This window comes from Algorimicrobium algoritergicola, from assembly GCF_008086165.1.
Classification (GTDB): Bacteria; Bacteroidota; Bacteroidia; order Flavobacteriales; family Flavobacteriaceae; genus Algorimicrobium; species Algorimicrobium algoritergicola.
Map to the genome: position 1 here is coordinate 470,611 of NZ_VSKL01000001.1, position 19,401 is coordinate 490,011.

Here is a 19,401-nt window from a genome sequence, read left to right on the forward strand (position 1 = left end):
AATTACACACTAAAATTCTCTAATGAAATGGGTTCAACTATTCAAAATATTATCGCTTTTACCATTCTGGGTCTGGCCATCTTATTTTTGATTCGGAAATTTATTTGGAGTCCAAAAAAGAAAAATTCAAAAAATTGTGGTGGTGACGATGGTTGTGGCTGCCACTAATTAACACCTGAAAATTGCACGTAATATGCCGTTTTTTCAGTTCGTTTTTCGGCTTCAGGAAACGGCAGAACATTGTACAAATAGAGTTTTAATTCTCTTTCAATAAATAAAGATTTACGTTCTTGATTTGTATAGCTTGTTGGCGGAATTTTAAAGACTTCCGTGCTTATTAATTTTCCATCTTTAAAAATTTCTAATTCAAACACTACTTCGCCAGCCCAAACACAAGTAACGCCTTTTGGACAGCGAGAATCTGTAATTACCTCACTAAATTTAACCGAATAATCATCAACTATTAAACGCTTTTGATAAAATAATTTCTGAAGAATTAAAGGTGTTTCTGCGTTTGCTTTTTCCTGTGAAAAACCAATAAGTCCTATTAGTAAACATAATCCGAAGAGGCATTTTTTCAACATAGTTTTTTGATTTTTTTTAAAATTTCAATTTAGAAATCACCCAAATTTTCAGAGCTTTTTTAAGTATAGATTTTTCGCCACACTTTGAGAAACTGTTAATAATTTGCCATTAGCCTTAATGCTGATAGATTTATCAAAAGGTTCAATATGCATCACTTCAATAATCGATCCTAAACCAATATCATTTTTGTTTAAATATTGTAAAAATTCCGATGAACTATCATTCACGCCCAAACAACTATATTTCTGATGTTCTAGTGCTTGCGATAATATTATTTTTTCAACAAAAGTAATCGCGCCATGTTTATCTGGAATAGGATCACCGTGTGGATCATGAGTTGGATGACCTAAAAAAGCATCCAATTCATCAATTAATTTTTGCGACTTAATATGTTCCAACTGTTCAGCTAAATCGTGAACCTCATCCCAAGTGAAATTTAATTTCTCCACTAAAAACACTTCCCAAAGTCGGTGTTTTCTAATAATATTAATCGCAATTTTTTTGCCAGATTCCGTTAACGTTACACCTTTATACTTTTTGTAATTAGCATAATCCTTTTCCGCTAATTTCCGAATCATATCAGTTGCTGATGATGCTTTGGTATTCATAGCTTCAGCTAATGCATTGGTATTCACAATCTCGCGACCTTGTTTACCTAAATGATAAATAGCTTTAATGTAATTTTCTTCCGTTAACGTAATCATAAACATGTGTTATCTAACAAATATACAGTATTATACTTTTTAAAAATATTTTTAGACTAATCTAAATCAATGGATAATTTAAAAACAAATGAAACCGAATTACACTCAATTTTTAGTACCTTCGCAACTATAATTTAGACTTATGAAAAAATTAGTTTTTGCCGTTGTAATTCTGGGGGCTTTTTATTCATGTAAAAACGCGAATGAAACCAGTTCCAAATTGCAAGTTGTAACAACCACAACCATGATAACCGATTTAGTTCAAAATATTGGTGGCGATTATATAGACGTAGAAGGTTTAATGGGAAGCGGTGTAGATCCGCATTTATATAAAGCAAGTGAAGGCGATGTAAACAAAATTGCACGTGCTGATGTTATTTTTTATGGTGGATTACACTTGGAAGGCAAACTCGTTGAAGTTTTCGAAAAAATGGGAAGTCAAAATATTAATACCATAGCAGTTTCAGATGCAGTAGACAAAAAAACACTGATTGGATCTGAATATTTTGCCTCTAATTATGATCCCCATATTTGGTTTGATGTGACTAATTGGGAATTAATCACACAATTTGTCGTTAAGAAATTATCAGAAGCGAATCCAGAGCATCAAGCAATTTTCGAAAAGAATGGCGAAGATTACCTCAAAAAATTACAGGCTTTAAATATGCATATAAAATCAACTATCAGCACACTACCAGAAGACAAAAGAATTCTAGTTACAGCTCATGATGCGTTTAATTATTTTGGCCAAGCTTACGGTTTTGAAGTTGTTGGGCTTCAAGGATTATCAACTGCTACCGAAGCTGGTGTTCAAGACGTTCAAAATTTAGCTACCTTTATTATTGACAAACAAGTCAAGGCTATTTTTGTAGAAAGTTCCGTGCCAAAACGTACTATTGAAGCACTCCAAGCTGCCGTACAATCAAAAGGTTTTGATGTTCAAATTGGCGGCACATTATATTCGGATGCCTTAGGAAATGCAGGCACAGAGGAAGGTACGTATATTGGTATGTTTACCTATAATGTGAATACGATTGTGAATGCATTAAAGTAACGATTAACTATGAAGGAACAATCTGAAAATAAAAACACAACAAAGCCATCTGGTGTTATGGCCGTCCAGGTTGACGATCTAACCGTTGCCTACAACTACAAACCCGTACTTTGGGATATTGACTTGGAAATCCCAGAAGGCGTGCTTATGGCCATTGTTGGCCCAAATGGCGCCGGAAAATCCACGCTTATCAAAGCCATTTTAGGAATTTTAAAACCTATTGCTGGTAGTGTAAGTATTTACGGCAAACCCTATAATAAACAACGAGATTTAGTAGCGTATGTTCCACAAAAAGGAAGTGTAGATTGGGATTTTCCAACTACAGCTTTAGATGTTGTTATGATGGGAACTTATGGCAGTTTGGGCTGGATTAAACGACCAGGGCAAAAGGAGAAAAAAGCATCTTTAGAAGCCTTGGAACAAGTTGGGATGTTAGCCTTTAAAAATCGACAAATTAGTCAGCTGTCTGGTGGTCAGCAACAACGTATTTTTTTAGCGCGAGCACTCGTTCAAGATGCTTCCATTTATTTTATGGATGAACCCTTTCAAGGTGTGGATGCTACAACTGAAATTGCCATTATCAACATCCTAAAAGCTTTACGAAAAGCGAATAAAACGGTCATTGTTGTACATCACGATTTACAAACCGTTCCTGAATATTTTGATTGGGTGACTTTCTTGAATGTGAAAAAAATTGCCACAGGTCCTGTTAAAGATATTTTTAATGATGATAACCTAACAAAGACCTATGGTATTAATTATAAAGTGAGTATTCAGAAATAAAATTCCTACGAACGCAGGAATCTCTTAGATATATACCAAAATTAAGTATAGAAACATATCCTAAAAACTAAAGACTAATAGACTTAACACAATACATAGAACTCCTCATCAACGATTACACCTTGCGTACTATTACGCTGGGCACTGCTATTTTGGGTGCCGTAACTGGTATGCTAGGAAGTTTTGCTGTATTGCGAAAACAAAGCTTACTAGGTGATGCCATTTCGCATGCTGCCTTACCAGGAATTGCCATTGCATTTTTAATTACAGGAGCCAAAGACAGTAACACCTTATTACTTGGCGCTTTAGTCAGTGGATTAATCGGAACGTTTTGGATTCGTGGAATTGTTACTAAAACACACTTAAAATCAGATACGGCTTTAGGATTAATTTTATCCTTGTTTTTTGGATTTGGCATGCTCTTATTAACCTTTATTCAAAAACAACCCAATGCCAATCAAGCTGGATTGGATAAATATTTATTTGGTCAGGCAGCAACACTTGTGGAAAGTGATGTTTGGCTGATGGCGATTGTTACTGGGCTTTGCTTATTAGTTTTGCTCCTATTTTGGAAGGAATTTAAAATTCTTTTATTCGATAAAGATTATGCACAAACCATCGGTTTTAATACAAAAATAATTGATATTCTTATTACCTCTTTCATCGTGGTAGCCATTGTTTTAGGCCTACAAACAGTTGGCGTGGTTTTAATGAGTGCCATGCTTTTAGCACCTGCAGCTGCAGCTCGACAGTGGACAAATAGTTTAAGTACCATGGTTTTTTTAGCGGCTATTTTTGGCGCTTTTTCGGGTGTTTTTGGAACGGCCATTAGCGCTAGTCAAAACAACTTATCTACAGGACCCGTAATTGTTTTGGTAGCTTCCGTGTTTGTATTGTTTTCCTTTATTTTTTCACCAAGTCGTGGATTACTTTTCAGACAAATCCGCTTTATTAAAAATCGTCGTGATTTAGAACAGCATAAAACATTAGCATTCATGTTTCAAATTGCGAAAACACATGATAATATTTCGCATCCGCACACCATTAAAATTCTGAATAATTTTCAAGGATTTACACGTGGAACACTTCAGAAATTAGTCGATAAAAACTTGGTAACCCTAGATGGAAACATGTGGAGCTTAACCCATGAAGGTTTTGAAACCGCTTCCAATTTGTACAACCAACAAACTACAAAACATGAGTAGCGCACAATTTGAAATACAGCTCATTGCCAGTTTGGTTGCATTAGCATGTGCCATTCCAGGAACTTTTTTGGTGCTACGAAAAATGGCTATGATAAGTGATGCTATCAGTCATTCTATTTTACCAGGTTTAGTGGTTGGATTTTTTATTACGCAAGATTTAAATTCGCCATTACTCATACTTTTAGCAGCATTAACTGGTGTAATTACGGTTATTTTGGTTGAGCAAATTCAGAAAACAGGTTTGGTAAAAGAAGACACAGCTATCGGACTCGTTTTTCCTGCGCTGTTTAGTATTGGTGTCATTATGATTGCAAAAAATGCCAATGACATCCACCTAGATGTAGATGCTGTATTATTAGGTGAATTAGCGTTTGCACCTTTTGATAGACTCATTATTTCTGGAACAGATGTTGGCCCGAAATCCCTCTGGGTAATTGGTACAATTCTATTAATTACAATTGGACTTTTAATCGCCTTTTTTAAAGAACTCAAATTAAGCACGTTTGATGCTGGACTGGCGGCATCTTTAGGGTTTTCACCTGTAGCTATACATTATGGACTCATGACGGTTTCATCAATAACAACCGTTGGCGCCTTTGATGCTGTTGGTGCTATTTTAGTGGTGGCGCTTATGATTGCTCCTGCAGCAAGCGCCTATTTGTTGACAACTGATTTAAAGAAATTACTCGCATTATCCATGTTTTTTGGCGTTTTTAGTGCTATTTCTGGTTATTGGCTAGCGCATTGGTTGGATGCTTCCATTGCCGGATCCATCACAACCATGTTAGGTGTTTTATTTTTAGTTGTGTATTTATTTGCTCCAAGTAAAGGATTAATTGCTGTAATGTATCGTGAGAAACAGCAAAAAATTGAAGTGTCGCTCCTCACCTTTTTACTGCATTTAAAAAACCATACTGAAGCTAGTGAACGCCATGTGAATCATCTTTCCGAACATATTAATTGGCAAAAAATTCGAGCAAAAACGGTTTTAGATTTAGCTCAAAAAAACAATATGATTACTATTGATAATAAGCTTGTTTCCTTAACCGAAAAAGGTGATATTTTCACCACACAAGCCATTGATTATATCATCACCAATGAAGATGCTCAAATTGAAGATATGAAGGATGATTTCTTTTTGTTTAGGGGTTAGTCAATCTAAAATAGGATTATTGCTTTTCTAATTTCCGACCAACAAGTCCAGCTTCATCAGATTTAAAAATAGTAAGCATGGTTGGTACTTCCTGATTGGATGCATCTCTAGGCGATTTTGTACTAAATCGAGCTTCCGTATTATTCAAATTCAAGGTGAATTTTGAATCCAAATCGGTTTCATTCGCCGTAAAATAAACGATGTTTTTTTTCAATTCCCATGTCCCTTTTCCATAGGCATGCGTTTCAGGTGGAGTCATGCCTTCAAGCTTTTTATAGCTATGAAAGTTAAAACTACCATCTGACTGTAATATCAGAGTTTCCGAATACGTTCCGTTTGAAGCTTCAAAATCTAATTGATACGCTCCTGAAATAGCTTCATTTTGAGAAAAGATAGTCGTTTGGGCAAGTATTAAAGCGAAAAATAGTATTTGTTTCATGATGGGTTGATTTTGAACAGATTGTTAACAATAATTGCACCACAAAAAATCTAAACAATTAATAAAAACTAAAACCCACGCTCCTTCTGCAATTGCTCATATGCGTCTTGAACTTGTCGGAACTTTTCTTCAGCGCCTAATTGGTGTTCTTTTCCTAAATGAATTACGCGATCTGGATGATACTTTTTAGCCATTTTTCGGTAACCCCCTTTTATTTCGGTTACGGTTGCCGATTTTTCAATCTCTAAAATTTTATACGCATTATCACTGCTATTATAAAACATAGCTTTTATGCTTTCGTAATCTATGGAGCGAATACCTAAATAGCCTGAAATAGTATAAATCTTATTCACTTCTGCTTCCGTTACATGACCATCGGCTTTGGCTATTCCGAAAAGAAAATGTAATAATTGCAAACGTGACGGATGATCCATCATTTGTCTGATTTGCAAACACACTTGCTGCACAGGAATTTCCTGTTTATTAATGTTTTTAAACAACTGAAAGGCATGATTGGCACGTTCTTTCCCATACATGTGTGCAAACTGCTGACGTACAAAATCCAATTCGCGTTGGTCCTGCTTCCCATCGGCTTTTATCACCACCGATGCTAGCACCAACAAACTAACCTCAAAATCGCCCGAACGGGTTTGAGCTCTTGTTGGTCGTGAACCATAAGTTCCGCCCTTTTGTCCTTGTCCGAAAATAGTATCTAAATCGGTTCTATCTGAAAACACATCCATTAATCCACCTAAAGCCAAGCCTATTATAGCACCTATTGGGCCACCAAACGACCAGCCTATAGCCGCTCCTATCCATTTTGAAAAATTCATTTAAACGCTAATTTTTTATTTATGTAAAAACCTAAAACTATTAAAATACTACTAAAAACTAAAGAATGGATTTTTAGGTTTACGAAATCCATTCTTAAAAATAAAAATTTTGGGTAAATATACTATTTGTTAGTAGATTGCTTACGGCATTTGTTACACAATTGGTATCTTTGCAATTCAATATTTATTAATCATATAAAACAGAATATATATGTATCCAGCAGAATTAGTAAAACCAATGCGTGAAGATTTAACCAAAATTGGTTTTGAAGAATTACATACTGCCGAAGCTGTCGATGCAGCTTTAGCTAAAGAAGGAACAACACTTGTGGTTGTAAATTCCGTATGCGGTTGTGCAGCAGCCAATGCACGTCCAGGAGCTCGCATGAGTTTAGATAACACTAAAAAACCAGACCATATTGTAACGGTTTTTGCAGGTGTAGATAAGGATGCCGTTAACCAAGCGCGTCAGCACATGGTACCATTTCCTCCAAGTTCGCCTTGCATGGCTTTGTTTAAGGATGGCGAATTAGTACACATGCTTGAACGTCATCATATTGAAGGGCGTCCAGCAGAAATTATAGCGGACAACTTAAAAGATGCTTACAACGCAAATTGCTAAAAAAAGCATTTAATTGAAATTTAAACCACGATTTTGTCGTGGTTTTTTTTTGTGCATGAAACAGTTTAAAGTAATTTAGCAGTACTAATTAGATGTCATTAAAATGGAAAAAATTTTCGCCTATATTTTAACGAGTATTTATGCCGTTTTCTTTTTATTAACCTTGGTTGTTTTTCACCCAATTCAATGGTTTTGTTTTAATGTGCTAGGCCGTAAAGCCCATAAAATTAGTGTGGATTGGTTGCAATTTTTCATTATGCGTTGTACCAATATTTTAGGGACGCGTTATACCTTTACAAACAATCATGATATTCCTAAAGATCAACCTATAATTATAGTCGCTAATCACCAAAGCATGTATGATATTTCGCCTATTATGTGGCATTTACGCGAGATCAATCCAAAATTTATTAGTAAAAAGGAACTTGGAAGAGGTATTCCAAGTGTGTCCTATAATTTACGTCATGGTGGATCGGTTTTAATCGACAGAAAAAACCCAAGACAAGCACTTCCGGCACTGATGAAATTTGGAGAATATATTGAAGAAACCAAAGGTACAGCTGTTATTTTCCCAGAAGGCACCCGAAGTAAAAATGGACATCCTAAACCATTTCAAACAAAAGGACTCGAAATTTTATTGAAAAAAATCCCGTCAGCTGTTATAGTTCCTATTACGATTAACAATTCCTGGAAGCTATTAAAATATGGGAAATTCCCTATGGGAATTGGAAATCATGTAAAATTAACGGTTCATAACCCTATAAAATTAGCTACCTTTGAGAATAAGACGAAGCTAATTGAGCAAATTGAAAGCACAATTGCCTCTGCAATAGAACTTTAAAAATTCAACATTATGTCTTTAAAAAACGTACGATTGGAAGTCATGCAACACCTTGAAAAAGATGTGGATGCACTTATAGAAAAATATTTAATTCCTGTTGATAGTATTTGGCAGCCATCGGATTTTTTACCAAATTCTGAAAGTGATAATTTTCTAGAAAGTGTGAAAGAAATCCGTGAGCTTTCTAAAGAGTTACCTTACGATTTTTGGGTGGTTTTAGTTGGTGATATGATTACTGAAGAAGCCTTACCAACCTACGAATCTTGGTTAATGGATGTGGAAGGTGTGGATCAAGTTGGACGAAATTCCTGGGGTAAATGGGTTCGTCATTGGACAGCTGAAGAAAATCGTCATGGTGATGTACTAAACAAATACTTGTATTTATCAGGACGTGTCAATATGAAAGAAATTGAAAAAACCACACAGCATCTTATTGCTGATGGTTTTGATATTGGAACCGATCGTGATCCTTATAAAAACTTTTTATATACCAGTTTTCAAGAATTGGCAACTTATATTTCACACAATCGTGTAGCGAAAATGGCCAAAGATAGAGGCAACAAGCAGCTATCTAAAATGTGTAAAATTATTTCGGGTGATGAAATGCGTCACCATCATGCATACTGTGAGTTTGTAGAGCGTATTTTTGCTGTAGACCCCAATCAGATGATGCTAGCTTTTCAACACATGATGAAATTAAAAATCACGATGCCAGCGCATTTTTTAAGAGAATCTGGAAATAAAATAGGAACGGCTTTTGAAGAATTTTCAAACACAGCACAGCGTATTGGTGTTTATACATCAGCGGATTATGTAGATATTCTAGACAAACTATTAGTGCGTTGGGAAATTGATAAAATTACCAATCTGTCTGATGAAGCTGAAAAAGCAAGAGATTACCTCATGAAACTACCTTCGCGTTTAACCAGACTTTCGGAACGCATGAAAGTTCCTGAAAACTCATTTCAGTTTAAGTGGGTGGAGCCTGCTTCTTTGAAGTAATAATTCAAATATTAATTTTTAAAATTCCTTTCAGGTTACTGGAAGGAATTCTTATTTTTATCAACTAATGAAAAATCAACAAACATTAACAAATACCATCGCTTTTGTAAAAACGCAATTACAGGATGCCGAAGGTGGTCACGACTGGTTTCACATAGAGCGTGTTTATAAAAATGCCCTACTCATTTCTAAAAACGAAGCTGTAGATAATTTTGTTGTCGCTTTAGGTGCTTTACTACATGATATTGCGGATAGTAAATTCCATAATGGTGATGAAACTATTGGCCCAAAAATAGCACGGGAATTTCTGTTTAAAGAAAATGTAGATTCTAAAACCATTGAACATGTCGTTCAAATTATTAAGCATATTTCATATAGTTCAAGTTTAGATCCCAGTAAATCTTTTACATCACCCGAATTGGATGTTGTTCAAGATGCAGACCGGTTGGATGCGTTGGGAGCCATAGGCATTGCTAGAACTTTTAATTATGGAGGCTTTAAAAATCGGGCACTTTATAATCCTGACATCAAGCCTGATTTGACTATGGATAAAGACACTTACAAGAAATCAAAAGCACCTACCATAAATCATTTTTATGAAAAATTACTACTCCTTAAAGACACCATGAATACTAAAACAGGTGAAAAAATAGCTGGAAAACGGCATCAATTTATGGTCGGGTTTTTAGAACAATTTTATGCAGAATGGGATGGAAAGCGATAAGTTTTATTTAAAAAAATTTTACTAAATGGCATAAAAAAACCTGAAAACAAATTGCTCACAGGTTTTAAAATATTCTATAATTCTCTCATTTTATTTCCCAGGAAAATCGGCTTTACGTTTTTCTAAAAAGGCTGTAGTTCCTTCTTTAAAATCGTCTGTTCCAAAACAATTTCCAAATTCTTCAATTTCTACATCATAACCATTTACACCATCTTTAAAATTGGCATTAACGGCTTTGATAGCGCCTTTTATAGCAACGGATGAATTTCGCATAATTTTACCAGCAATTTTTTCTGCAAGCGGAATAAGTTCTTCTTCTGTTGTTACGTGGTTAACCAATCCGTATTCCAAAGCTTGATTGGCATCAATCATTCCCGCTGTCATAACCATTTCCATGGCACGACCTTTACCCACTAATTGCGGTAAACGTTGTGTACCACCATAACCTGGAATAACACCTAATGACACTTCTGGAAGCCCCATTTTAGCATTGATACTTGCAATTCTAAAATGACATGCCATAGCCAATTCTAATCCGCCACCCAATGCAAAGCCATTAACGGCAGCAATAACTGGTGTGCTTAAATTTTCAACAAAATTAAAAAGAAGATCCTGACCTTTAGCTGCCAATTTCCCGCCATTATATTCATCAAAGTTGGCAAATTCGCTAATATCTGCGCCTGCAACAAAAGCTTTTTCGCCACTTCCAGTAACAATAATAACTTTGGTATCTGAATCCGAATTGGCGGCTTTAAAGGCATCATGCAATTCCTGAATGGTTTCCTTATTTAAAGCGTTTAATTTGCTAGGTCTATTTATTGTTATGGTTGTTAATCCGTTTTGAGTTTCGGAAAGAATATTATTATATGACATATATATTGATTTTTAAAAAGTGGCTCCATTAGATTCAGAGCACCTCTAATTAATAATAAGTTTATTTTTTCGGAATCGCTACTGTAAACGTAGTTCCTTCATTTAATTGTGATGTAAAGGTAATATTTCCGTTATAAGTTTCCACAATATTCTTAACCATTCCTAAACCTAATCCCATTCCGCTAGACTTGGTTGTAAATTTAGGCTCAAATATTTTCTCTTTATTCTCTTCTGAAATACCTTTCCCATTATCGGTTACAATAATGTTTACATACCCATTCTCATCCTGAACCTCAACAACAATTTTTGGTGTTTTTAAACCATCTTCAGGAATGGCTTGAATACCATTTTTAACCAAATTAGTTACCACACGAATGAGTTGCGTTCTATCAAAATTGGCAATAATTTCTTTCTTTTCGGCTATAAAAACAATGTAGTCTTCATTAAAAATATCCAAAGCCAACTTAACAATATTTACCACATTTAAGGTTTCATTTTGCTGTGCAGGCATTTTTGCAAAATTTGAAAATGCCGAAGCAATAGAACTCATGGTATCAATTTGTTGGATTAATGTTTTGCTATATTCATCTACTTTTTCGTAAATATTAGGGTCTTCTGGATCAAATTTACGTTGAAAACTTTGGACACTCAATCGCATGGGTGTCAGTGGATTTTTAATTTCATGAGCCACTTGTTTTGCCATTTCACGCCAAGCTTGTTCACGCTCACTGGTTGCTAATTTTACGGCACTAGCTTCTAGTTCGTCAATCATACTGTTATACGAATCTACTAGAATGGCAATTTCTTGACTCGTAGAACCAATATCAATCTTTTTATTACGTGTTTCAAAGCGCGTTTCATTCATTTTATCACTTATGGTTTTAAGTGATTTGGTAATGTATTTTGAAAGCAAATAGGCTAAACCAATAGCAATAATTAGCATAACAAAGTAGGCGTAACTTAACCGTTCTAAAAATTCGCGTAATTCTTTATTTAGAAAATCATCGTTCTCTAAATAATGTAAATTTAATATGCCTAGCGGTTTAAAACGCTTATCTGTGATAATGGAGTAAGACGATAAATAATTATCAGAATTTTCTAAAGTATTCGTTACATGTCGATGGTCCAACGAATGAGAAATGGTATTTAAAATTTTGGCATCTAGACACCTGGTTAGTGAATCCGATTCAAAACTTGCTTTTGATGATTTTAATAAACCGCCTTCTAAATTATAGAGATTAATTTCCATATTATGGATGGCAGCTATCTGATAGATGGCATCTTTAAAAATAAGTGTCATCATTTCAGGAATCACCTCATAAGTGGTTTCTTTAATGGTATACTCTATACTAGCGCGAATGTTTTCCTCCTTACGCTCCAGTCTATCTTGGTGATATTCTCTAGCTTCCTCATTATATTGATAAATGGTAACACCTGCAATAAGAATAGAAGCCAATAACACCAACAAAATCATGGCAATAAAAATGCGTAATCTTAAAGAGAGTCTGGCTAATTTCATGTATCGCGTTTGAGTTTTAAAGTTAACAAGAATTAAGCCAACTTACTTAAGCATTGGGGTTTTTGCTTCTAATATTTTTATAAATCTTAAATCCTAACATCAATAAAACACCTAAAACGAATATACCCATGACACCAAACACCCAATTTATAGCACTTTTCAGAATTACCAAAAACACAATGGCAAAAAGAATAAAGGTGGCTCCTTCGTTCCAAAGTCGCATAAAATTTGATGATTTACGAACATCATCTTTCTGAAGTTGTTTATAAAATTGATGCGTTTTTAATTGGTAAATAATTAGCAATAAAACAAATAGTAGTTTAACATGCATCCATGGCTGCTCCAACCAAACCGGCTGTAAAACCAGCAACCAAACAGCAAAAATAGTTGCTAAAATAGCTGATGGCCAAGTTATGATATTCCAAAGACGCTTTGCCATTAATTTTAATTGCGTGCCCAAAATTTCCTTATCTGGTGATGGTTTATGGAATGCTTCAATTTGATACACAAACAATCTAGGAATGTAAAACAAACCAGCAAACCAGGTAACGACAAATATAAGATGAAGAGATTTTATGTAGTTGTAATATTCCACGTGATTAAAATTACGAGTTATTTTCAGTTATGGGCAACGAAAGACTCTTTTTTATTTCCTTTTGAAGAAAAAATCCGGTAACAATAGTTGATAAAACATCAGCTATTGGAAAGGACATCCAAACACCCATTTCACCATAAAAATGTGGCAAAATAAGAATGAGTGGAATAAAGAAAAAACCTTGTCTCGTTAGTGTTAATAATAATGCCGGAATAGCCTTTCCTACGGCCTGAAAATAGGCAGCACCAATCAGTTGTAGCGCAATAATAGGTGTCGCAGCAAATACCCATCGCATAGCACTTGGCGTTTCAGCAATTACGTCAGTATCTGATGTAAATAAACGCGTGATTGCTTCTGGAAAAATCATTAATAGCAGAAAGACTAAAGTAGCTAAACCTGCTGCGTATTTTATAGCTGTATAAATGGTTTCTTTAACACGGTCATATTTTTCTGCACCATAATTATAACCAGCTATTGGCAAGAATCCTTGGGTAACACCAAAAACGGGAAATAGCGCAAACATGAGCATTCGTCCTACAATAGCATACGCCGTAACGGACGTTTCACCACCTAAATCGTACAGAATATTATTCATAAATAAATAGGTAATACTAACAACAGCTTGTCTAGCAAGTGTTACGAAACCTAATGAACTGATTTCTGAAACGATGCTTTTAATGAGTCCTAAATGAGAAAAATTCAGCTTTAATTCAGAGTGTTTAGATAGAAAAAACCAAACGATAAATGCAAGACATAGAAAATAAGAACCCGTTGTTGCCCATGCGGCTCCTGCCATACCATAATCCAACAGGTTTATAAATACGTAGTCCAAAATTAAATTTCCAACAGACGGAATTAACATGGCATACATGGCAAATTTGGGTTTGCCTTCTGCACGAATTACTGTATTTCCCATCATGCTTAAAGCTAAAACAGGAACACCATACAATACAATTTTATAGTAAATTTTGGCTGGCTCAAAAATAGCACCTTGACCACCAAACGCAGGAATAATATCATTTACATAAATTAAACCAAAGGCAACCATAGCTATGGTTAGCACTAATGTAAGCGTAATTTGGTTTCCGAAAACTTTTAAAGCTTTCACCGCATTATTAGCACCTAAAGCTCGGGAAATAATAGATGAACCTCCTATTCCAATACTCATCCCTAAAGCGGCAATAAAGAAAGAAACCGGTAACACAACATTAATAGCTGCAATAGCGGTTGAGCCTATCCATTGACCCACAAAAATGGTGTCGACCAAAATATTTAGCGACATAACCAAAATACCTATAGATGCAGGTACAGCTTGCTTGATAAGCAATTTACCAATAGGACTCGTGCCTAATTCTACAGATGCAATTTTAGCCATATTTAGCTCCTTGATAATCGGAATTTTTCTACAATTTATACGGTTTCAGTTTCAGAAGTTGCCCAGTTATTAATCCATTTAGCTAATAAATCAACCCAAGGTTTATCGGAATTTAAACAAGGAATCGTGGTAAACTCATTACCGCCCATTTCATGAAAAATTTCTTCACCTTCCATGGCAATTTCTTCTAAAGTTTCTAGACAATCACTCACAAAAGCTGGCGTAACAATTGCCATATTTTTGATGCCTTCTTTCCCTAATCGTTCAATAGTTCTGTCTGTATATGGTAATAACCAGGGATCGAAACCTAAACGGGATTGAAAACTAGACGAATACGTACCAGGTGCAAAACCTAATTTTTCAGCCACTAAACGCGTGACGTCCAAACATTGATGTCTGTAACAAAACTCATGTGCTGGAGATGGTGTTGCACAACAACTTCCATCAATTTTACAATGCGACTTCGTAATATCACTTTTTCGAATATGACGTTCTGGAACACCGTGATACGAAAACAACAAATGTTCGTAATTTTTACCTTTTAAATGTCGGGCAATACTATCGGATAACACGTCAATATAATCTGAATTATTATAAAAAGCAGGTAAACTATTCATGGTAATATTTGGAAAATGTTCTTGACGAATTTCCTCTGCCAACACTAAAATAGTTTCCGTTGTTGCCATAGCAAATTGCGGATATAATGGTATTAAAAACACGGCATCAACACCTTTATCTACTAATTCTTGAATTCCTTTTTTAATAGTCATACTGCCATAACGCATGGCCAAAGCTACTGGATAGTCAACTTCTTGCTGAATACTTTCTTGTAACTGTTCAGAAAGCACAATTAACGGCGAACCGTTTTCCCACCATATTTTTTTGTAAGCTGCTGCTGATGCTTTTGGACGCGTATTTAATATAATACCTTTTACAAGCAATGTACGTGCCCAAAGTGGCACATCAATTACACGTTCATCCATTAAAAATTCTCCTAAATATTTTTTTACATCTTTCGGTTCTGGACTATCTGGCGAACCTAAATTAACGAGTAAAATGCCTTTTTTCATTCAATATTTTTTTTGATAACTATAGCTCTTTTTTTATTCAGAATTTGAATTTACGAAGATACTGACATTATGTATTTTTTTGGTGTTGTGCCATATTTCTTTTTAAAGGCGGCAATAAAATGGCTGGATGTACTGTAGCCAACTTTTAATCCTACTTCATTCACATTATTATCACCAGATTCTAATAATTTTCTGGCAACTTCCATTTTATAATCAAATAGAAAACTAAACACAGAATCGCCATAAATTTCTTTAAAGCCTTCCTTCAATTTCTTTAAGCTTAATTGAATTTCATCTGCTAATTCCTGAAGCGTTGGTGGTTCAGACATACGTGAAATAATAATATCTTTCGCTTTCTTAATTTTCAATACATTGGTTTCATCCGCTAAAAATGGACATTGTTCAATATTAGCATCTTCACTTCTATTAAAATATAAACTCAATAATTCGTATGCCTTCGCTTTAAAATACAAGCTTTTAACGGATGAGTTTAAATTATAATTAATCAACTGATTAAGTACAATAGCCATTGATGGCGAAATAGCGCTATCCTTATAATATTTTTTATCCTTATTATCACCACTTAAAAACGTGATATAATTGGCTTCTTGTGAAAATAATCCGTGAAATTTTTGAATCGAAAAAATCATGGATACCAACCAAGATTTTGGTTGAACACTCATGTGAATCGGTAAATCACGTTGCGGATTGTACAATAATAAAGCCGTTTCCTCTTTAATATTTAATGAATAACTCCCATTATTAAACATAAAAACACTAGAACCTTTTACACAAAAATGAAATTGAATAAAACTACTATCAATCTCGCGTTCAACTATTTCGACTTGATCATTATCATTTTGATAGGTTAAAATGATAAACCCATCATCTACATTCGTTTCTTTATAAGTTCTTTGAGCGACATTTTTTATAGTATCTGCCATAGATATTTTTTCTTTCTATTTAGATTCATTCTAAACTAATAGGTCTAAAATCGTTGGTACGACTGCAAAAGTATGACATTTATCATATTAATTTAAAAAATAACGTTAAAAAACCCGTAACGATACTAATAGTTCTTTGAGCGTTACTTTATTCCACATTACCAATCTACATTTGTTAGGAATTTTGAAAACGACTATGGAGCAATACCAAATTTCTAAAGGAACCTACTTCTACGCAATTGGAATAAGTTATAAAAAGGCTGATGCCGAAATACGTGGCCACTTTAGTTTAGACGATACTGGAAAAGAAGCCCTATTGGAGCAAGCCAAAACCAATGGTATTGAAAGCTTGATAGTAACATCTACGTGTAACCGTACAGAAATTTATGGTTTTGCAGAACACCCATACCAACTCATCAAACTCTTATGCGATAATACAAAAGGCACCGTTGATGAGTTTCAAAAAGTAGCCTATATTTATAAAAATCGAGATGCTATCTCACATATGTTTCGTGTAGGTTCTGGATTAGACAGTCAAATTCTAGGTGATTTTGAAATAATTGGTCAATTGAAAAACGCTACTATTGCTTCAAAAAAATTAGGCCTAGTAAACTCATTCCTTGAGCGCTTAATAAATTCCGTTATTCAAGCTAGTAAACGCATTAAAACAGAAACGAATATTTCATCTGGAGCTACATCGGTTTCATTTGCCTCTGTTCAATATATTTTAAATGAAGTTACTGATGTTGCTTCAAAAAACATCCTATTATTTGGAACAGGCAAAATAGGAAGAAACACCTGTGAAAATTTGGTGAAACACTCTAAAAATTCGCACATAACCCTTATTAATAGAACAAAAAATAAAGCAGAACGCATTGCTGGTAAATTCAATTTAATTGTAAAAGATTATGCCAATTTACAAGAGGAAATTAGTGCGACTGATGTTTTAATTGTTGCAACAGGTGCACAATTACCAACCGTTGATAAAGATATTATTCAGAACAAAAAACCGTTATTAATTTTAGATTTATCCATTCCTAAAAACGTCAATAATAACGTTACAGATTTACCAAACGTATCCCTTATTCACATGGATCAATTGGCTGAAATGACAGATGCCACGCTTGAAAACAGACGCTTGGACATTCCACGTGCAGAAGCCATTATTGAAGACATCAAAGCCGAGTTTAGCAGTTGGTTGGTAACCCGACGTTTTGCACCAACTATTAAAGCATTAAAATTAAAGTTAACGGATTTTAAAAATGCGGAATTAGATACACAACGAAAAAAAATAGCCGATTTTAACGAATCGCAAGCTGAACTGATCAGCAATAATATTATTCAAAAAATCACCAATCATTTCGCGCATCACTTAAAGGATGATGCCGTTACTACTGATGAAAGCCTAGAACTTATAAAAAAGGTATTTCAACTTGAAGAAACCATAAAACATGTCTAAAATAATACGCATTGGCACACGTGATAGTGAACTAGCACTATGGCAAGCCAAAACAGTCCAAAGCATCATAGAGCAACTTGGACATAAAACTGTAATTGTGCCTGTAAAATCTACAGGCGATTTAGTTTTAAATAAACCCATTTACGAACTTGGAATTACAGGTGTTTTTACTAAAACACTGGATATAGCCATGTTAAATGATGACATTGATATTGCCGTACATTCTTTTAAAGATGTACCAACATTATTGCCAGCTGGTATTGTTCAAGCAGCCGTAATTAAAAGGGGAAATGTTAGAGATACGCTGGTATTTAAAGATAACGAAGAATTCTTATCACAGAAAGATGCCGTTATTGCCACGGGTAGTTTACGCAGACGTGCACAATGGCTAAACCGATATCCAACACATACTGTTGAAGATATTCGTGGTAATGTAAACTTGCGACTACAAAAATTAGAAGATAATGATAATTGGAATGCAGCTATTTTTGCCGCTGCAGGACTTGGACGTATTGATAAAAGACCCGAAGATGCCATTAACCTGAACTGGATGATTCCAGCGCCTGCACAAGGTGCTATTATGGTAACAGCTTTAGAGGAAGATGAAGAAATTCGCGCCATTTGTGCCGAAATAAATCATGAAGAAACCGAAATTTGTACAACAATAGAACGCAAGTTTTTAAACCTTTTAGAAGGTGGTTGTTCTGCTCCTATTGGTGCTTTAGCATTTATTAAAGATGAAGAAATAAACTTCACAGGTGTTTTATTAAGTCCTGATGGAAGTAAAAAGATTGAAGTTACCCGAAACGAGAAACTAGGTGAGCATCACAATTTAGCGCAATTTTGTGCCGAATATGTTATTGAACGTGGTGGAAAACGCCTCATGGACGAAATCAAATTGTCCGATAAAAAAATAAATATCTATTCAACCAAAAGATTAACGGAAGACCAGCGATTATTATTTCATAATGATGTGGTTGCAGATAGTAGTGATTTTGCTAAAATCAACTTAAATCGAATTCATCCAAGTATTTTAAAGAAAGAGATTGAAAACGTGATTATTACTAGTAAAAATGGCGTTGAATCTTTAACAACAAATTATTCTGCTGCCGAATTACAGTTTAAAAATATTTACTGTGTTGGTCGTCGTACTAAACGTATGATTGAAAAACGTATCGGACCCGTTAAGTTTGCGGCTAATTACGCACAAGATTTAGCAGAACATTTAGTAGAATTTATGGAGGGTACGGAAGTAACATATTTCTGCAGTAACTTACATTTAGATACCATACCAACAATTTTAGGCGAAAATAATATAACCGTAAAAGAAGTAGAAGCTTACGAAACAAAATACGATGGAAAAGCTATAGCAGATTCTGTTGAAGGCGTTATGTTTTACAGCCCATCAACGGTAGAAAGTTATATACAAAAAAACAAAGCCAAAGGTGTTGCATTTTGTATTGGTACGACCACAGCAGACGAAGCCAAGAAGTATTTTGAAGACGTGCGTATAGCAAAAGTACCAACGGTTGAAAGTGTGGTAGAATTGGTTAATGAATTCTACATATAAAATTTAAGGACTTCAAATCTATAAAACGGTTTAAGGTTAAGTATTAAAATA

The 19,401-nt window shown here is 34.7% G+C and carries 21 protein-coding genes; 11 read left to right on the forward strand and 10 right to left on the reverse strand.

Annotated features, from left to right (window positions below; translation table 11 throughout):
• Nucleotides 1-27 precede the first annotated feature (27 nt).
• Nucleotides 28-168 (forward strand): FeoB-associated Cys-rich membrane protein, encoded by a 141-nt coding sequence (locus ES675_RS02235; RefSeq protein ID WP_148367216.1) that lies wholly within the window; start codon nt 28-30, stop codon nt 166-168.
• Here the strand turns inward: ES675_RS02235 and ES675_RS02240 are convergent.
• Complete coding sequence (locus ES675_RS02240; protein ID WP_066249210.1) at nt 165-584, reverse strand: hypothetical protein; 420 nt, start codon at nt 582-584, stop codon at nt 165-167. The two genes, ES675_RS02235 and ES675_RS02240, sit on opposite strands and share 4 nt — an antisense overlap.
• 48 nt (nt 585-632) lie before the next feature.
• Nucleotides 633-1,289, reverse strand: coding sequence for a metal-dependent transcriptional regulator (locus ES675_RS02245; protein ID WP_066249207.1), 657 nt, complete (start codon nt 1,287-1,289; stop codon nt 633-635).
• A gap of 142 nt (nt 1,290-1,431) precedes the next feature.
• On the opposite strand from ES675_RS02245, the gene ES675_RS02250 reads away from it, so the two are divergent.
• The 4 genes from ES675_RS02250 (at nt 1,432) to ES675_RS02265 (ending at nt 5,484) form a co-directional block, all read left to right on the forward strand.
• Nucleotides 1,432-2,343 carry a metal ABC transporter solute-binding protein, Zn/Mn family gene (locus tag ES675_RS02250; RefSeq protein ID WP_066249202.1) on the forward strand — a complete coding sequence of 304 codons (912 nt, stop codon included), beginning with the start codon at nt 1,432-1,434 and terminating at the stop codon, nt 2,341-2,343.
• A 9-nt stretch (nt 2,344-2,352) separates the two neighbouring features.
• Nucleotides 2,353-3,126: a metal ABC transporter ATP-binding protein gene (locus ES675_RS02255; protein WP_066249197.1), complete on the forward strand. Its 774-nt coding sequence runs from the start codon at nt 2,353-2,355 to the stop codon at nt 3,124-3,126.
• Nucleotides 3,127-3,248: 122 nt separating this feature from the next.
• Nucleotides 3,249-4,331, forward strand: a complete 1,083-nt coding sequence (locus ES675_RS02260) for a metal ABC transporter permease (RefSeq protein ID WP_394349076.1) — start codon at nt 3,249-3,251, stop codon at nt 4,329-4,331.
• Entirely contained in the window at nt 4,324-5,484 is a 1,161-nt protein-coding gene (locus ES675_RS02265) for a metal ABC transporter permease (protein WP_066249188.1), read from the forward strand. The genes ES675_RS02260 and ES675_RS02265 overlap by 8 nt, the downstream gene beginning before the upstream one ends.
• 16 nt (nt 5,485-5,500) lie before the next feature.
• Here the strand turns inward: ES675_RS02265 and ES675_RS02270 are convergent, their stop codons facing one another.
• On the reverse strand, nt 5,501-5,923 hold the full coding sequence (locus ES675_RS02270; RefSeq protein ID WP_066249184.1) for a hypothetical protein: 423 nt from the start codon (nt 5,921-5,923) through the stop codon (nt 5,501-5,503).
• 68 nt (nt 5,924-5,991) lie between these two features.
• Nucleotides 5,992-6,756 (reverse strand): TerB family tellurite resistance protein, encoded by a 765-nt coding sequence (locus tag ES675_RS02275; RefSeq protein WP_066249181.1) that lies wholly within the window; start codon nt 6,754-6,756, stop codon nt 5,992-5,994.
• A 211-nt stretch (nt 6,757-6,967) separates the two neighbouring features.
• Here ES675_RS02275 and ES675_RS02280 point away from each other — a divergent pair, with 211 nt between their 5' ends.
• The 4 genes from ES675_RS02280 (at nt 6,968) to ES675_RS02295 (ending at nt 9,945) form a co-directional block, all read left to right on the forward strand.
• Entirely contained in the window at nt 6,968-7,378 is a 411-nt protein-coding gene (locus ES675_RS02280; RefSeq protein ID WP_066249174.1) for a BrxA/BrxB family bacilliredoxin, read from the forward strand.
• 103 nt (nt 7,379-7,481) lie between these two features.
• Nucleotides 7,482-8,219 carry a lysophospholipid acyltransferase family protein gene (locus ES675_RS02285; protein WP_066249169.1) on the forward strand — a complete coding sequence of 246 codons (738 nt, stop codon included), beginning with the start codon at nt 7,482-7,484 and terminating at the stop codon, nt 8,217-8,219.
• A gap of 12 nt (nt 8,220-8,231) precedes the next feature.
• Nucleotides 8,232-9,221 (forward strand): acyl-ACP desaturase, encoded by a 990-nt coding sequence (locus ES675_RS02290; protein ID WP_066249165.1) that lies wholly within the window; start codon nt 8,232-8,234, stop codon nt 9,219-9,221.
• Nucleotides 9,222-9,288: 67 nt separating this feature from the next.
• The gene (locus tag ES675_RS02295; RefSeq protein ID WP_066249162.1) at nt 9,289-9,945 is read left to right on the forward strand and encodes an HD domain-containing protein; all 657 of its coding nucleotides are present in this window, start codon (nt 9,289-9,291) and stop codon (nt 9,943-9,945) included.
• A gap of 90 nt (nt 9,946-10,035) precedes the next feature.
• Here the strand turns inward: ES675_RS02295 and ES675_RS02300 are convergent, their stop codons facing one another.
• The 6 genes from ES675_RS02300 to ES675_RS02325 all read right to left on the reverse strand — a co-directional run bounded on the left by ES675_RS02300 (nt 10,036) and on the right by ES675_RS02325 (nt 16,321).
• On the reverse strand, nt 10,036-10,818 hold the full coding sequence (locus tag ES675_RS02300; protein ID WP_066249159.1) for an enoyl-CoA hydratase/isomerase family protein: 783 nt from the start codon (nt 10,816-10,818) through the stop codon (nt 10,036-10,038).
• A 61-nt stretch (nt 10,819-10,879) separates the two neighbouring features.
• Entirely contained in the window at nt 10,880-12,337 is a 1,458-nt protein-coding gene (locus tag ES675_RS02305; protein ID WP_066249156.1) for a sensor histidine kinase, read from the reverse strand.
• A 46-nt stretch (nt 12,338-12,383) separates the two neighbouring features.
• On the reverse strand, nt 12,384-12,932 hold the full coding sequence (locus ES675_RS02310) for a CopD family protein (protein ID WP_066249153.1): 549 nt from the start codon (nt 12,930-12,932) through the stop codon (nt 12,384-12,386).
• A 10-nt stretch (nt 12,933-12,942) separates the two neighbouring features.
• The gene (locus ES675_RS02315; RefSeq protein WP_066249149.1) at nt 12,943-14,307 is read right to left on the reverse strand and encodes an MATE family efflux transporter; all 1,365 of its coding nucleotides are present in this window, start codon (nt 14,305-14,307) and stop codon (nt 12,943-12,945) included.
• Between the two features lie 35 nt (nt 14,308-14,342).
• Nucleotides 14,343-15,377, reverse strand: a complete 1,035-nt coding sequence (gene hemH / locus ES675_RS02320) for a ferrochelatase (RefSeq protein WP_066249147.1) — start codon at nt 15,375-15,377, stop codon at nt 14,343-14,345.
• Between the two features lie 50 nt (nt 15,378-15,427).
• Nucleotides 15,428-16,321 (reverse strand): helix-turn-helix transcriptional regulator, encoded by an 894-nt coding sequence (locus tag ES675_RS02325; protein WP_066249141.1) that lies wholly within the window; start codon nt 16,319-16,321, stop codon nt 15,428-15,430.
• Between the two features lie 196 nt (nt 16,322-16,517).
• Between ES675_RS02325 and hemA the strand changes: the two genes are divergently transcribed.
• Both hemA and hemC read left to right on the forward strand, forming a co-directional pair.
• Entirely contained in the window at nt 16,518-17,780 is a 1,263-nt protein-coding gene (hemA, locus tag ES675_RS02330) for a glutamyl-tRNA reductase (protein WP_066249139.1), read from the forward strand.
• Entirely contained in the window at nt 17,773-19,350 is a 1,578-nt protein-coding gene (gene hemC / locus ES675_RS02335; RefSeq protein ID WP_066249136.1) for a hydroxymethylbilane synthase, read from the forward strand. The genes hemA and hemC overlap by 8 nt, the downstream gene beginning before the upstream one ends.
• The last annotated feature ends 51 nt before the right edge of the window (nt 19,351-19,401 follow it).

What these genes read in the sequence shown, in the direction of transcription:
- ES675_RS02295 (WP_066249162.1), top strand. Translation starts at nt 9,289, where the DNA reads ATGAAAAATCAACAAACATTAACAAATACCATCGCTTTTGTAAAAACG.
- ES675_RS02235 (WP_148367216.1), top strand. Translation starts at nt 28, where the DNA reads ATGGGTTCAACTATTCAAAATATTATCGCTTTTACCATTCTGGGTCTG.
- ES675_RS02300 (WP_066249159.1), bottom strand. Translation starts at nt 10,818, where the DNA reads ATGTCATATAATAATATTCTTTCCGAAACTCAAAACGGATTAACAACC.
- hemH (WP_066249147.1), bottom strand. Translation starts at nt 15,377, where the DNA reads ATGAAAAAAGGCATTTTACTCGTTAATTTAGGTTCGCCAGATAGTCCA.
- ES675_RS02285 (WP_066249169.1), top strand. Translation starts at nt 7,482, where the DNA reads ATGGAAAAAATTTTCGCCTATATTTTAACGAGTATTTATGCCGTTTTC.
- hemA (WP_066249139.1), top strand. Translation starts at nt 16,518, where the DNA reads ATGGAGCAATACCAAATTTCTAAAGGAACCTACTTCTACGCAATTGGA.
- ES675_RS02290 (WP_066249165.1), top strand. Translation starts at nt 8,232, where the DNA reads ATGTCTTTAAAAAACGTACGATTGGAAGTCATGCAACACCTTGAAAAA.
- ES675_RS02280 (WP_066249174.1), top strand. Translation starts at nt 6,968, where the DNA reads ATGTATCCAGCAGAATTAGTAAAACCAATGCGTGAAGATTTAACCAAA.
- ES675_RS02250 (WP_066249202.1), top strand. Translation starts at nt 1,432, where the DNA reads ATGAAAAAATTAGTTTTTGCCGTTGTAATTCTGGGGGCTTTTTATTCA.
- ES675_RS02325 (WP_066249141.1), bottom strand. Translation starts at nt 16,321, where the DNA reads ATGGCAGATACTATAAAAAATGTCGCTCAAAGAACTTATAAAGAAACG.
- ES675_RS02315 (WP_066249149.1), bottom strand. Translation starts at nt 14,307, where the DNA reads ATGGCTAAAATTGCATCTGTAGAATTAGGCACGAGTCCTATTGGTAAA.
- ES675_RS02245 (WP_066249207.1), bottom strand. Translation starts at nt 1,289, where the DNA reads ATGATTACGTTAACGGAAGAAAATTACATTAAAGCTATTTATCATTTA.
- ES675_RS02305 (WP_066249156.1), bottom strand. Translation starts at nt 12,337, where the DNA reads ATGAAATTAGCCAGACTCTCTTTAAGATTACGCATTTTTATTGCCATG.
- ES675_RS02265 (WP_066249188.1), top strand. Translation starts at nt 4,324, where the DNA reads ATGAGTAGCGCACAATTTGAAATACAGCTCATTGCCAGTTTGGTTGCA.
- ES675_RS02275 (WP_066249181.1), bottom strand. Translation starts at nt 6,756, where the DNA reads ATGAATTTTTCAAAATGGATAGGAGCGGCTATAGGCTGGTCGTTTGGT.
- ES675_RS02240 (WP_066249210.1), bottom strand. Translation starts at nt 584, where the DNA reads ATGTTGAAAAAATGCCTCTTCGGATTATGTTTACTAATAGGACTTATT.
- ES675_RS02255 (WP_066249197.1), top strand. Translation starts at nt 2,353, where the DNA reads ATGAAGGAACAATCTGAAAATAAAAACACAACAAAGCCATCTGGTGTT.
- hemC (WP_066249136.1), top strand. Translation starts at nt 17,773, where the DNA reads ATGTCTAAAATAATACGCATTGGCACACGTGATAGTGAACTAGCACTA.
- ES675_RS02270 (WP_066249184.1), bottom strand. Translation starts at nt 5,923, where the DNA reads ATGAAACAAATACTATTTTTCGCTTTAATACTTGCCCAAACGACTATC.